The following is a 13227-nucleotide window of genomic DNA, read 5'->3' on the forward strand; positions in this document are numbered from 1 at the left end:
TATATTATAAAAAACATATATGAGGTTTCCATGCAGACCATAACACAATACACGTTGACGGACCAGATGGATTACCAGGGGACCCCGGTCTTGAACTGTCAGATCCGCTATCCACGGTTTGACACTGCCTGCGGCCAGGATGCCCAATGGCAGGTGAATGAATTCTATCGTTCCATGTCAGAGGAAAAGGGGGCGTACTGCCGCAGCAGCCTGTATCCTGAGGCGGTCAGCGGATTAGAATACAGCCGCGCCGGGAATTTCCCCTTTTTCCCTTATGAGTTTGATGTGGGTTATAACGTGACCTTTAATGAGGAATGTTTTGCCAGCCTGTATTTTGACCAGTATGAGTTCACAGGAGGCGCACACGGCTCGACCATACGCACCTCCCAGACCTGGGATTTTGAAACCGGCAGGCAGCTTACGCTGGGTGATTTTTATCCGGATGACCCAGACTACATTAAAGAAATCCAGGAATGGATTGAGTATGAGATTGCTGGGAGGTTAAAGGCAGGGCCTTCCACGTACTTTGATGATTACCCCGAGCTGCTGCGAAGCACATTCCAGGCAGGGAATTTCTATCTTACGCCGGAGGGGATAGTGATTTATTACCAGCAATATGACATAGCCCCTTATTCCAGCGGCATAACGGAATTCCTCCTGCCCTTTTCAGGGACAGACTCATAAAAAGGCTTTAGACAGGGAAACAGCGCCGGGATTGAATTCCTGGCGCTGTTTCCCTGTCTAAAGCCTTTTATGACGTACTGTTACGCATGTATCCTTCTGGTATCCTACCTTTCTGGTATCTACCCTTCCGGCATCCTACTGCGCGTTCTTCCGGTATAATATCAATAATCCCTTCAGCAGAAGCGCATCATCCACGATGATCCTGTGGCGGCACAGGGGAGTGATGAACTTGGCCAGACCGCCTGTGGCGATAATCGTTGGCTCCTCGCCCAATTCCAGGGCCATGCGGTCCAGGATGCCGTCTATCATGTCCACGTTGCCGTAGATAATGCCGGACCTCATACAGTCAATGGTATTCTTGCCGATGACGTGGCCTGGTACCTCCAGGCTGATGTAGGGAAGCTGGGCCGTCTTGCTGCTCAGGGAATTAAGGGATACCTTGAGGCCGGGAAGGATGACGCCGCCAATATAATTGCCCTTCTTGTCCACCGTGCAAAGGGTGGTTGCAGTGCCCATGTCAATGACCACCAGCGGAAGGGGATGCTCATGGCTGGCAGCCACCGCGTCCACAATCTGGTCGCTTCCAACGGTCTTTGGGTTGTCCATGATGATGTTCATGCCGGTCTTCATGCCGGAACCCACAAGAAGGGGAGAAATGCCGGTGACCTTTGTAACGGCGCTCATGATGGTGGAATTAAGGGGAGGGACCACGGATGACAGGATGGCTCCCTCAATGGAACCGATATCAATCTGGTTCATCTCCAGGATGTTCTTAAAGCTTACTGCGTATTCCGTATCCGTGCGGCCCTGGTCCGTGGTGACACGCTCTATAAAATAGGTCCTTTCTTCATCAATACCACCGATTACCGTGTTGGTATTGCCCATGTCAATGGCTAAAATCATGCGGGGGAACTCCTTTCCATTGGAAAAAATATATGATATACTTTACCATGGATTGTATCATAGAACAATCTGAAAAACAACAGTCTTGGTTCCAAGGGAGGAAGTTATGTTAAAAGGAAAAACCGTACTTCTCGGAGTAACAGGCAGCATTGCCGCATATAAAATAGCCAGCCTTGCCAGCATGCTGGTTAAGCAGGGGGTGAAGGTGCATGTCCTCATGACAAGGAATGCCACGAATTTCATCAACCCCATAACATTTGAGAGCCTTACCGGCAATAAGTGCCTGGTGGACACCTTTGACCGGAACTTTGAATTCAGCGTGGAGCACGTGGCCCTTGCAAAGCAGGCGGATGTGGTCATGGTCGCCCCTGCCTCGGCCAATGTCATCGGCAAGATTGCCCACGGCATTGCGGACGATATGCTGACCACGACCATCATGGCCTGCAGGTGCAGGAAGATCATTGCCCCGGCCATGAATACCAACATGTATGAGAACCCAATCCTCCAGGATAACCTGGACATCTGCCGCAGGTACGGCATGGAGGTCATTGCCCCGGCCTGCGGTTATCTGGCCTGCGGGGATACGGGGGCAGGTAAGATGCCGGAGCCTGAGGTGCTGTTCCAGTATATTCTGAGGGAGGCCGGATACCCCAAGGACCTTGCAGGAAAGAAGATCCTTGTAACCGCCGGGCCGACCAGGGAATCCATTGACCCGGTGCGTTTCATTACCAACCATTCCACAGGTAAGATGGGATATGCAATTGCGAAAGCGGCAGCATACCGCGGCGCGGATGTCACGCTGGTAAGCGGGCCGGTGGACCTTGCCCCGCCCATGTTCGTGGAGGTGGTGCAGGTTAAGAGCGCCCGGCAGATGTATGAGGCTGTCACAGGGCGAAGCAGCGGACAGGACATAATCATAAAGGCGGCGGCCGTGGCGGATTACCGTCCCGCAGCCGTTGGAACGGAGAAGATTAAAAAGTCTGACAGCGACCTTTCCATTGCCCTGGAGCGCACGGATGACATCCTTGGCTGGCTGGGCAGCCACCGGGAAGAGGGCCAGTTCCTGTGCGGCTTTTCCATGGAAACCCAGAACATGCTGGAGAATTCCAGGGCAAAGCTTAATCGGAAGAACATCGATATGATTGTGGCCAACAACCTGAAGGTTAAGGGCGCGGGATTCGGGACAGATACCAACGTGGTGACCATCATTACCAGGGACCGTGAGAAGGAGCTTCCCCTGATGGGCAAGGATGAGGTGGCGGATGCGCTGCTGACCGAAATCATGGCCTGCCGGGAACCGGGCCGTATCTGATGGTTCCTGGGGCTGGATGGAGTATGACAAAAAGACAGGAGCTGTGTCCATGAAACGTAAATTCCGCTTGCTGGAACATTTCAACAATATGAAAATAGGCAGGAAAATCATGTCTGCTTTTGTCCTGGCTTCCATCGTGCCTATCCTGACCATTCAGTTTATTGGCTATAATATGAACGCCAATTCCCTGAAACGCAAGATTGACACGCTGATGGTGGACAACCTGACCCAGCTTTCGGAACGGGTGGATCTGACCATGGATATATACTCTAACCTGGTTTATCAGATTTATGTGGATGATAAGATCATAGAAAATGTCAACATCCTTCTGGACGGCAATGGGGAGGGCCGGGAGGTGGCCTTCCATTCCATCTACAACCGTCTGCAGCAGGCGGAAAAGTCCGTCAAGGGCATCCGCAGCATCAGCGTGATCTGCGCCAACGGGCAGTCTGTCACCTATGATGCCGGCACGGGTTCTTCCATCGAGAACCTGTGGGATGATTACAGGGACCTGCGGGAGATAGAGCCTTACCAGGCAGTGCAGGGGCTGCCCGGCATGTTGGTGACGCCTACCACCAGACATAAGGGATATGATGGGGATGCGTATTATTTCCATATTTCCAAGTGCATGTATGATTATAATAACCTGGACAGGGGAACCATTGCCACCATTGTCATGAGTGTGGATGAGGGGGTGCTGCGGGACATATGCGCGGTTGCCATTGCAGAGGATGAGGCTGAGTACAACATTAATTTCATTACGGATACCGATGGGTTCGTCATATCCTACCCCAATCCCTTCTATACCGGAATCAACATGAATCCAAGGCTGACGGTTCAGGAATTCGTCCAGGTCACCGGCCTGCTGAAAGGGCAGAACACAGCGGTCAACAAGTATGTCAACCAGAACCGCGGATGGGTCTATTATAATGTCTACAACAAGGATTACATGATGCGGGATATCAGGAATAACCAGATCATGTTCATCCTTATCAGCCTGGCGGCCATCCTGTTTTCCAGCATCCTCATCAGCTATATCGTGCGCAGGATCGGCAGCTCGGTGGCCCTGATCACAGACGGCATTGACCAGGTAAAAGAAGGAAACCTGAACGTATCCGTTGCGCTGGAGAGCAGGGATGAGCTTGGACAGATTGCCAGCAATTTCAACGACATGACAGGGAAGGTCAGGAATCTGGTTGCCGAGGTATCGGAGGCAAAGGATAAGCAGAAAAATGCGGAGATCCGCGCCCTGGAAGCCCAGATTAACCCGCATTTCCTGTATAATACCCTGGATTCCATCAACTGGATGGCAATTGAAAAGGAAGAATACGAAATCAGCCGCATGCTGCGCAACCTGGGGGTCATACTGCGCTACAGCGTGAACCGCAGCAACCAGATGGTCAGCGTCACGGAGGTGGCTGACTGGCTGGAGAAGTACATAAGCCTCCAGCAGATGCGGTTTAACCAGTCCTTCCGGTTTGAGCTGAATGTGGCGGAGGCAGCCGGGAAGGTCAGGATATATAAGCTATTGCTGCAGCCATTTGTGGAAAACGCCATTATCCATGGGTTTAAGGATACGGAGAAGGGCGGTGTGCTGCGGGTGGATATATTCCTGTCCGAGACAGGGGAGCGGCTTAACATCATCATAGAGGACAACGGGAAGGGGATGCCCCGGGACATGGCGGAGTCCTTTAATGTGCGCGAACAGGCAGTGAAGGATGAGGGCGGAAGCATTGGACTGCACAATGCATTTGCAAGGATGGACATGTATTATGGCAGGGAAGCTGTGTGGAATGTGAACAGCATCGAAGGCATGGGGACGGTCGTTACCCTGACATTGCCTGTGGAAACAGATTTCTGACAGAGGAAATGCTTACTGTAAGGCTGTACGATGGACCGGGAGGGTGTTATGAGGATACTGATTGTAGAAGATGAAGTGATGATAAGGGAGGGCCTGGCAAAGCTTATTAAATTCCATACCGGGCACACGGTAATCGGCGAGGCTTCCAATGGACAGGAGGGCTTGAACCTGGCAGTCAGGTTCAAACCGGAACTGGTCATCACGGATATCCGCATGCCGGTCATGGACGGACTTCAGATGATAGAAAAGTTCCATGAGATGAACCTGAACATCCGGGCTGTGATACTAAGCGGTTATTCTGAATTTGAGTATGCCAGGAAGGCAATCTACTACGGGGTGGAGGACTATCTGCTAAAGCCCCTGGCAGCCGAGGACATCGTGGATGTGCTGGAGCGCATCGAGAAGAAGATGGAGGAGGAGGAACAGAAAAATGCAGGCACGCCCGGGCAGTGCATAAAGGAACTGGTGTACGGCGGTCCCCTGACAGAGGAGGAGGACCGGCGTATCCGGTCCATCTGCGGCTTTGGCATGACCAGTCATTATAAGCTGTATCTGGGATATACAGGGGAGGCCCCCATTGGCTATGAGGAAGAGATAAAGGAGAAATGGGAGCAGATAAAAGACCAGCTGCCTTCCATTACCATGCATGTGGCGTCTGATAAGGTGCGGCGGCAGATTATATGCTTGGCGGCGCTTCAGGAGGGAACGGATGGGGAAGGGGACCTTGTCCCGTGCCCGCTCAGGCAGGCAGTGGAGCGCAGGATTGTGCGGCCGTACAAGCAGAGAAGCGGACGGGCTGTCTGGGCGGAGGTGTCCGCAGGCAGATGGGAGGACATACCGGCAGCGGCCAGGGATGCGGAGGCCCTGTTAAAGGAAGCCATGCCCGTGACGGACGGCGGGCTTCTCACAAGGGAGCGCATGGACCGGATCCAGTGGAAGGAGTTCCATTTCCCGGCGGATATCAGTATGGATATAAAGAACGCCCTGTGCCGCGGATTGCCGGAGGATGTGGGGAAATCAGGGGAACTGTTCATCCGGTATATGGAGGACGGGCCATACAAGGAGCAGGAAATCCGCCAGGCGTATCTGAAGGCGGTTTACCTGCTGTTAGACACAATCCGGGAAATCGACGGCACGGCCTATACGCAGATGCAGAATGCGGACCTTCTGTCCAAATGTACGGAAGCAGTCACCCTCCGGGAAATGGAGCAGAGCTACCGGGATGGCCTGGCCCTCCTGTGCAGTCCGCGGCGCATGAAAGAGGATATCAGCAATTACACCATCAAGCGGGCCATCAACTACATCAGGGAGCATTACAAAGAAGGGATATCCCTGGAGGAAGTGGCTGGAAGGCTGGGTATCACGCCGGAGTATCTGAGCACCCTGTTTAACCGGGAGATGGGGGAAAACTTTTCCACGTTCCTGAGAAAGTTCCGTATCAGCCATGCCAAGCGGCTGTTAAAGGGCACGGATATGAAGGTGTATGAAATCGCGGAGGAAGTAGGATATACGGATCCCAAATATTTTGCCAGGGTATTCAAAGAGGAACTGGGCATATCACCGGGAGATTACAGGCAGCAGTGACAGGAGGAAGGATACATGAAGGATGGTGTGGGAAAATGGAGGGCCGCGGACGGATTGGTACCGGCCATTTTAGTTCCGGTTGTCCTGGTCCTGGCTGTTTCGCTTCTGCTTAACGGCTGTGGGGGACGGCCGGAAGCCGGAACAGGGAATGCGGATGCCGGGGCAAGGGAAGTGGTCATCTGGTCCTACTATGAGACAAAACAACAAAAAGAAGGCCTGGACCGGCTGGTGGAAGGTTTTAACAACCGGCAGAAGGACTATGTGGCCCGGTGGGAGTACCAGGGGCCTTCCTCGGAATTTAAAAAACTGCTTTCCATCGGTGTGGCGGAGGGAAGCCTGCCGGATGTTGTCATCATTGATAATCCGGACATGAGGAAATATGTGGAGCTGGGCATTTTCGAGGATATAACACGGACCGTGGAAGCGGATTATGACCTGACGGAATTTTATCCCGAGGTCATCTCATCCGTGCGGTATGACGGCAGGTATTACGGGGTGCCCTTCTGCTGCAATAATGTGGGCCTTGTGTATAACAAGGACATGTTCCGGGAGGCGGGGATGGAGCCGCCGGGGAACTGGGAGCAGTTCCTCCATGCGGCAGAGGTGATGACTACAAAAGAACGGTATGGTTTTGCCATGTCCGCAATACTGGAAGAACAGTCCTCCTTCCAGCTGGCCCCATGGCTCCTGTCCACAGGTGAGGACATGGAGGACCTGGGCGGGGAAGGGACGGTGGAGGCCCTTTCCATGATTAAGGAGATGGTGGATAAGGGGTATATGCCCAGGGACTGCATCAACTGGTCCCAGGTGGACGTGGCCAGACAGTTTGCGGCGGGGAAATGCGCCATGATGGAGAATGGTCCATGGGCCCTTCCTCTGGTGGAGGAGGCAGGAATCGATTACGGGGTGGTGACACTGCCTGTGGATGAGCGGAGCATCGTGGTAACCGGAGGAGAGAACTTCGGGATCATCAAAGGAAAAAATGTGGATGGGGCCATGGCGCTGCTGGCCTATTATTATGAAGATGACGTGATGCTGCGGCTCAATGAACAGATGTATGCCCTGCCTCCTGTGAGACGGCTGGCCGTAAGGCTTCAGGAGTCCAATCCTGCCTACCAGGTGTTTGCACAGCAGATGGAGCACTGCATCACCAGAAGCGCCTATCTTTACTGGCCAAAGATAACAGGGGTTTTATCGGAAAGCCTGTACGGGGTAATCGTGGGTGGGACATCGCCGGAGGAAGCGGCAGATGACATCCGTGACAGGATACAGGCATGCATGCAGGAATGAATTTTCAAACACGCTTTAGGTAGAGAAAATTAAAGAGGGTGGATAATTTTAAACCGTTTTTTTGCCGGATTTAAAATATGTCCACCCTCTTTAATATTTTCCCCTAACAAACAACAAGGCCCCCTCTTATAATGAAATCACCAAAAGCAATACAATATTGAGAGGGAGGTTTTTAGAATGAAGAAACGGTTCGTCAGTACATTATTATGCGCAGCCATGGCTGCTTCACTGGTTACGGGATGCGGTTCGGGGACGGCGTCCGGCGGCGGAAACACACAGGCTGCAGCGGATACGGGCAGCAAAAAGGAAGTGGTCATCTGGGATTATTTTGAGACGGATGCCCAGAAGGCAATGATGACCACCTTACTGGACGGATTCAATGCATCCCAGGATGAATTCGTGGCAAGCCATGTGTACGTGCCATTCTCTGATTATGAGAAACAGCTTACTTTGGGAATCGCGTCAGGAGAGCTTCCTGACCTGGTCATCCTGGATGGCTGCTCCATGGCGTCCTTTATCTCTTTGGGACTGTTCGGCGACATCTCGGATGCCGATATTAAATGGGATGAATACATAGCCGGACCAATGGAATCCACCATGGCCGACGGCAGGCATTACGGCATCCCGTTCGCAACCAACTGTACGGCCCTGTTCTACAATAAGGATATGTTTGACGCGGCCGGGCTTGCATACCCGGATGAGAATACCACATGGGATGATTTCCACGAGATGGCGAAAGCCCTGACCAAGGATGGGGTAACCGGTTTTGGCAATGCGGCCACCAACACGGATGAGGGTACGTTCCAGTGCCTGCAGTGGCTCTATACGGCCGGAGGGAGCTATACCGACATCAAGGGCGGCACCGAGGCGTATGAACTGATGCAGGAAATGATTTCAGACGGTTCCTGGACCAAAGAGGTGGTCAACTGGACGCAGTCGGATGTTAACAACAACTTCATCGCAGGCAACCTGGCCATGCAGCAGAACGGACCATGGCAGATTCCCGGCATAGCAAAGGATGCCCCGGACTTAAACTACGGCGTGACCGTGCTTCCGAAAAAGGACGCCGCAAGCGGGCAGGCCACCTCTATCCTGGGAGGCGAGAACATGGGCGTGGTTGCAAAGGACGACACAGCGGGCGCGGTTGCATTCCTCAAATACTATGACCAGACCGATGTGATGGTGGAAGCCATGAAACAGTACGGCTCCTTCCCTCCAAAGACAGAAGCCGCCAAGGACGCATACTGGACCGAGGATCCGGTCCAGGCAGAATTCATCACCCAGCTGGAGACATCCATACCAAGAGGACCGTCCGCATCCTGGCCATCCTATTCATCCGCAATCCAGAAGGGCTTCCAGGAAGCGCTTACCATGGCAAAGACGCCTGAACAGGTGGCAGAGGATACACAGGCCGCAGTGGATGCTGTTAAGTAGGGAAATGGCGCGTTCATAAAGACACATGTTTAAAAGAAAATGGCTTTCATGCCAGGGCGTGTTTGAAAATGGCTTTCCGTCAGCTGTGCAGATAGCGGGATGAATGACCAGACACGCCCTGGGGCGCCGCGGATGACGCGGCGTCGGTACGGTTCACGGGCCGCCGGTACGGTTCACGGACCGCCGGTACGGTTCACGGACCGCCGGTATGGTTCACGGGCCGCCGGTATGGTTCACGGGCCGCCGGTACGGTTCACGGACCACTGACACGATTCACGGGCCACGGCCTGTTTTATGTCCGCCCCACAGGGGGCGCAGGTGTGTTTGGACATTCATTTCCATAAACAGGGCAGCTTGGCTTGTGGGAAGCAATGTTTAAATACACCGCCAGATGGAGAGGGAGGATCCGGATGAAGGGAAATAAGAGAATGGACACGGCTGCCAAGATGGGCTTTCTGTTTGCAGCCCCGGCAGTGCTGTATATGCTTGTGTTCATCGGCTATCCGATGATACAGAATATCATACTGAGTTTTAAGAATGTGGATGTATACACATTTTCAGACGCCACAAAACAGAATTTTGTAGGGTTCCGTAATTACATGGAACTGTTTACAGGAAAGAATTCCATCCTGTCAAAGGCCATCATGAACACCCTGATTTTTACGGTGGGATCGATTTTTTTCCAGTTCATCATTGGCTTTGGCCTGGCCCTGCTGTTCAATAAGAAATTCCCCGGCTGTTCCTTTTTCCGCGGCGTGACCATGATATCCTGGCTTCTGCCCGTGACGGTTGCCGGGCTTTTATTCAAGTTCATGTTTGCCAGCAGCGGAGGCATCGTCAACCAGTTCCTTATGGGGCTTGGGCTTGTAAAGGAACCCATGGACTGGCTTTTAAAGCCGGGCCTTGCCATGACTGCGGCAGTGGTGGCCAACATATGGATTGGGATCCCGTTTAACATGATGCTCCTCATCACGGGGCTGACCACCATTCCGGGAGACATATATGAGAGTGCCAGCCTGGACGGGGCGGGCAAGCTTCAGACCTTGTTCCTGATCACCATTCCCATGATCAAACCGGCCATCATGTCGGTCCTGACCCTTGGATTTGTATACACCTTCAAGGTATTCGACCTTGTATGGGTAATGACAAAGGGCGGGCCGGTCAATTCCACGGAGCTGGTGTCCACCTACGCCTACCGTCTGTCCTTTGAGGAATTCCAGTTCAGCCAGGGCGCGGCTGCCGCCAATGTGCTGTTTTTAATCCTGCTGGTGGTGGGATGTTTCTATATTAAGACAATCAGCGATGATGAGGTGATGTGATATGAAGAAAGAGAATAGGAGTAAACTGATTTCATTCCTGTTAGGCGGTCTGGTGTTCCTGATTTTTATTTTCCCGCTGTACTGGATGATTGTCACTGCCCTTAAGACCCAGGTGGAGATATTCTCCATACCGACCCCGCTGTGGCCAAAGAACCTGACCTTTGAGGCGTTTGCCAAGCAGCTGTCCACTTCAGGGGATACCCTGAGGGGATTTAAGAACAGCCTGATCATATCCTGCGGCGCGACGGTCATTGCAACGGTGCTTTCGATTCCGGCTGCTTACGGCCTGGCCCGGTTCCGGTTCGGGGCCAGGAGGGGACTGGTGCTGTTCTTCCTGATTACCCAGATGCTTCCATCCACCCTGGTACTGACCTCCCTCTACATCATGTTCTCTAAAATGCATCTGCTGAACACATACTGGGCGCCCATCCTGGCCGACGCCACCCTGGGCATCCCCTTCAGCATCATCATCCTGCGCACGTATTTCGTATCCATACCAAAGGAACTGGATGAGGCGGCCAAGATTGACGGCTGCGGTCATGTGTCTGCATTTACCAAAATCATGCTGCCCATTGCCAAACCGGGAATCGTGGTTGCAGCTGTGTTCTCATTTGTATATGCATGGGGCGATCTGATTTACGGCATCACCTTCATCACGAACCCCAATATGAGGCCCATTACCTCCAGCATCTATAATTATGTGCAGCAGTACCAGACCTTGTGGAATTCCACCATGGCATTTGGGATCATTGCCATTTCGCCGGTGGTGCTGATATTCATCTTCATGCAGAAGTACATTGTAAGCGGACTGACCAACGGCGCGGTGAAGGCGTGATGGACCTGCGGGAATAAAAAACAAAAAAGGAGAGGGATAATGAAACTGCATCCGGTAGATTTAAAGAAAATACATATCAATGACCCATTCTGGTCAAAACATGTTTCCCTTGTAAAGGAGGCGGTCATCCCCTATCAGTGGGATGCCATCAATGACAGGATAAAGGACGCGGAGCCAAGCCACAGCCTGATGAATTTCAAGATTGCGGCGGGCCTGTGCGAAGGGGAATTTTACGGGGCCGTGTTCCAGGACACGGATGTGGCCAAATGGCTGGAGGCAGTGGGGTTCGCCCTTGCGGCACAACCGGATGGGGAGCTGGAGCGCACCGCGGACCAGGTCATTGACATCATTGCAAAGGCCCAGTGCCCGGATGGTTACCTAAACACCTACTTTACCATCAGGGAGCCGGAAAAACGCTGGAGCGATTTGTGCGAGGGGCATGAACTGTATACGGCAGGCCATATGATGGAGGCGGCCGTGGCCTATTATATGGGAACGGGCAAAAGGAAGTTCCTGGATGTGGTGCTGCGGTTTGCGGATCTGATCTGCGATACCTTCGGCTTTGAGGATGGTAAAATCCATGGATACCCTGGCCATCAGGAGGTGGAGCTGGGCCTGATTAAGCTGTATCAGGTGACGGGGGAATCCAGATACCTGGAGCAGGCAAAATACTTCATTGACGCCAGGGGCGTGGGGGAGAACTATTTCCTGAAGGAACTGAACCGTCCGGGATTCCGGTACATTTTCCCGGAATTCAAGGATTATGAGCCAATCTATTCCCAGTCCCACCTGCCGGTCCGTGAACAGAAGACGGCGGAGGGCCATGCGGTGCGGGCCATGTACATGTATAGCGCCATGGCCGACCTGGCTGAGGCCTGCGGGGATGATTCACTGATGGAGGCCTGCCGCACCCTGTGGGACAACATGACCCAGAAGCGCATGTATATCACGGGCAGCATCGGTTCATCCGGTATCCTGGAACGGTTTACCACGGATTACGACCTGCCCAACGACTGCAATTATTCGGAATCCTGCGCATCCATCGGCATGGCCATGTTCGGCCAGCGCATGGGCAACATCACCCGGGAGGCAAAATACTATGACGTGGTGGAGCGCGCCCTGTACAACACGGTGCTGGCAGGCATTGCCCTGGACGGAAAAAGCTTTTTCTACGTCAATCCCCTGGAAGTGTGGCCGGATAACTGCCTGCCCCGCACGTCAAAGGAGCATGTGAAACCCATCCGCCAGAAATGGTTCGGCGTATCCTGCTGTCCGCCCAATATTGCAAGGACGCTGGCGTCCATGGGGCAGTATATCTATGGCGTGGACGGGGAAAGCATCTATGTGAACCTGTTCATTTCCAATGAAACCACGGTGGATATGGGCGGCAGCGAAGTGTCCGTGACCATGGAGACCAGGTTCCCGTGGAAGATGGAGGTGGACATTACCTTAAGGGGAGTGCCTGAAAGCGGCATGAAGCTGTCTGTAAGGATACCGGATTATGCCGGGAATTTTGCGGTAAGGTATGTTGGGGATGTGGGGCAGGCAGATGGATATGGCCCTGCATTGGTCCGGGAAAAAGGCTATGGGATCATTTCCCTTACAGGGGATGTGTGCCTGCATGTGACATGGGACGCGCCGGCCAGGTTCGTGCACAGCAATCCGCTGGTCCGGGCCGACAGCGGCAAAGTGGCCCTTGTCCGAGGCCCCATCGTATATTGTCTGGAGGAGGCTGATAACGGCTCCAACCTGGCGGCGGTTTATGTGGATCCCGGCACTCCCGTGGCGGAGGAAGAAAAGGATTTGTTCGGAGGAATCATCGGGCTGTCCTTTGCCGGTAAGAAGATATCCGGCCGTGAATGGGGAGGGGACGAACTCTACGGCCTGCACCCCGTCACCTGGGAGGACGTGAAGCTGAAGGCGGTTCCCTATGCCTGCTGGAATAACAGGGGAGTGGGGGAAATGGTTGTGTGGATGAAGGAGTTATTTAAAATGTAATTGAATC

Annotated in this window: 11 protein-coding genes; 10 read left to right on the plus strand and 1 reads right to left on the minus strand. The window is 53.2% G+C overall.

Going from position 1 to position 13227, the window contains the following annotated elements:
* Positions 1–30 precede the first annotated feature (30 nt).
* A complete protein-coding gene (locus tag MCJ35_RS07085) occupies positions 31–684 on the plus strand; it encodes a DUF3298 and DUF4163 domain-containing protein (protein WP_025482260.1) in 654 nt (217 codons plus the stop codon).
* Between the two features lie 135 nt (positions 685–819).
* On the opposite strand, the gene MCJ35_RS07090 is transcribed toward MCJ35_RS07085, so the two are convergent.
* On the minus strand, positions 820–1587 hold the full coding sequence (locus tag MCJ35_RS07090) for a type III pantothenate kinase (protein ID WP_008724848.1): 768 nt from the start codon (positions 1585–1587) through the stop codon (positions 820–822).
* Between the two features lie 106 nt (positions 1588–1693).
* Here MCJ35_RS07090 and coaBC point away from each other — a divergent pair, with 106 nt between their 5' ends.
* The 9 genes from coaBC (at position 1694) to MCJ35_RS07130 (ending at position 13220) form a co-directional block, all read left to right on the plus strand.
* Positions 1694–2899 carry a bifunctional phosphopantothenoylcysteine decarboxylase/phosphopantothenate--cysteine ligase CoaBC gene (gene coaBC / locus MCJ35_RS07095; protein ID WP_025482259.1) on the plus strand — a complete coding sequence of 402 codons (1206 nt, stop codon included), beginning with the start codon at positions 1694–1696 and terminating at the stop codon, positions 2897–2899.
* Positions 2900–2948: 49 nt separating this feature from the next.
* Positions 2949–4760 (plus strand): sensor histidine kinase, encoded by a 1812-nt coding sequence (locus MCJ35_RS07100; protein WP_025482258.1) that lies wholly within the window; start codon positions 2949–2951, stop codon positions 4758–4760.
* A gap of 48 nt (positions 4761–4808) precedes the next feature.
* Positions 4809–6344 (plus strand): response regulator, encoded by a 1536-nt coding sequence (locus MCJ35_RS07105; protein WP_025482257.1) that lies wholly within the window; start codon positions 4809–4811, stop codon positions 6342–6344.
* Between the two features lie 15 nt (positions 6345–6359).
* Positions 6360–7634 carry an ABC transporter substrate-binding protein gene (locus tag MCJ35_RS07110; RefSeq protein WP_025482256.1) on the plus strand — a complete coding sequence of 425 codons (1275 nt, stop codon included), beginning with the start codon at positions 6360–6362 and terminating at the stop codon, positions 7632–7634.
* Positions 7635–7811: 177 nt separating this feature from the next.
* A complete protein-coding gene (locus tag MCJ35_RS07115) occupies positions 7812–9068 on the plus strand; it encodes an extracellular solute-binding protein (protein ID WP_008724857.1) in 1257 nt (418 codons plus the stop codon).
* A 132-nt stretch (positions 9069–9200) separates the two neighbouring features.
* Complete coding sequence (locus MCJ35_RS31600; RefSeq protein WP_275891628.1) at positions 9201–9335, plus strand: hypothetical protein; 135 nt, start codon at positions 9201–9203, stop codon at positions 9333–9335.
* Positions 9336–9478: 143 nt separating this feature from the next.
* Positions 9479–10387 (plus strand): carbohydrate ABC transporter permease, encoded by a 909-nt coding sequence (locus tag MCJ35_RS07120; RefSeq protein WP_025482255.1) that lies wholly within the window; start codon positions 9479–9481, stop codon positions 10385–10387.
* Between the two features lies 1 nt (position 10388).
* The gene (locus tag MCJ35_RS07125) at positions 10389–11222 is read left to right on the plus strand and encodes a carbohydrate ABC transporter permease (protein ID WP_008724861.1); all 834 of its coding nucleotides are present in this window, start codon (positions 10389–10391) and stop codon (positions 11220–11222) included.
* 39 nt (positions 11223–11261) lie between these two features.
* Positions 11262–13220: a glycoside hydrolase family 127 protein gene (locus tag MCJ35_RS07130; protein ID WP_240299422.1), complete on the plus strand. Its 1959-nt coding sequence runs from the start codon at positions 11262–11264 to the stop codon at positions 13218–13220.
* Positions 13221–13227 lie beyond the last annotated feature (7 nt).

The organism is Enterocloster sp. OA13 (genome assembly GCF_022440595.1).
Taxonomy (GTDB): Bacteria; Bacillota; Clostridia; order Lachnospirales; family Lachnospiraceae; genus Enterocloster; species Enterocloster hominis.

Excerpts from the sequence above, each read along its gene's own strand:
- MCJ35_RS07085 (WP_025482260.1), top strand. The coding sequence starts at position 31 with ATGCAGACCATAACACAATACACGTTGACGGACCAGATGGATTACCAG.
- MCJ35_RS07100 (WP_025482258.1), top strand. The coding sequence starts at position 2,949 with ATGAAACGTAAATTCCGCTTGCTGGAACATTTCAACAATATGAAAATA.
- MCJ35_RS07105 (WP_025482257.1), top strand. The coding sequence starts at position 4,809 with ATGAGGATACTGATTGTAGAAGATGAAGTGATGATAAGGGAGGGCCTG.
- MCJ35_RS07115 (WP_008724857.1), top strand. The coding sequence starts at position 7,812 with ATGAAGAAACGGTTCGTCAGTACATTATTATGCGCAGCCATGGCTGCT.
- MCJ35_RS07130 (WP_240299422.1), top strand. The coding sequence starts at position 11,262 with ATGAAACTGCATCCGGTAGATTTAAAGAAAATACATATCAATGACCCA.
- coaBC (WP_025482259.1), top strand. The coding sequence starts at position 1,694 with ATGTTAAAAGGAAAAACCGTACTTCTCGGAGTAACAGGCAGCATTGCC.
- MCJ35_RS07090 (WP_008724848.1), bottom strand. The coding sequence starts at position 1,587 with ATGATTTTAGCCATTGACATGGGCAATACCAACACGGTAATCGGTGGT.
- MCJ35_RS07120 (WP_025482255.1), top strand. The coding sequence starts at position 9,479 with ATGAAGGGAAATAAGAGAATGGACACGGCTGCCAAGATGGGCTTTCTG.
- MCJ35_RS07125 (WP_008724861.1), top strand. The coding sequence starts at position 10,389 with ATGAAGAAAGAGAATAGGAGTAAACTGATTTCATTCCTGTTAGGCGGT.
- MCJ35_RS31600 (WP_275891628.1), top strand. The coding sequence starts at position 9,201 with ATGACGCGGCGTCGGTACGGTTCACGGGCCGCCGGTACGGTTCACGGA.
- MCJ35_RS07110 (WP_025482256.1), top strand. The coding sequence starts at position 6,360 with ATGAAGGATGGTGTGGGAAAATGGAGGGCCGCGGACGGATTGGTACCG.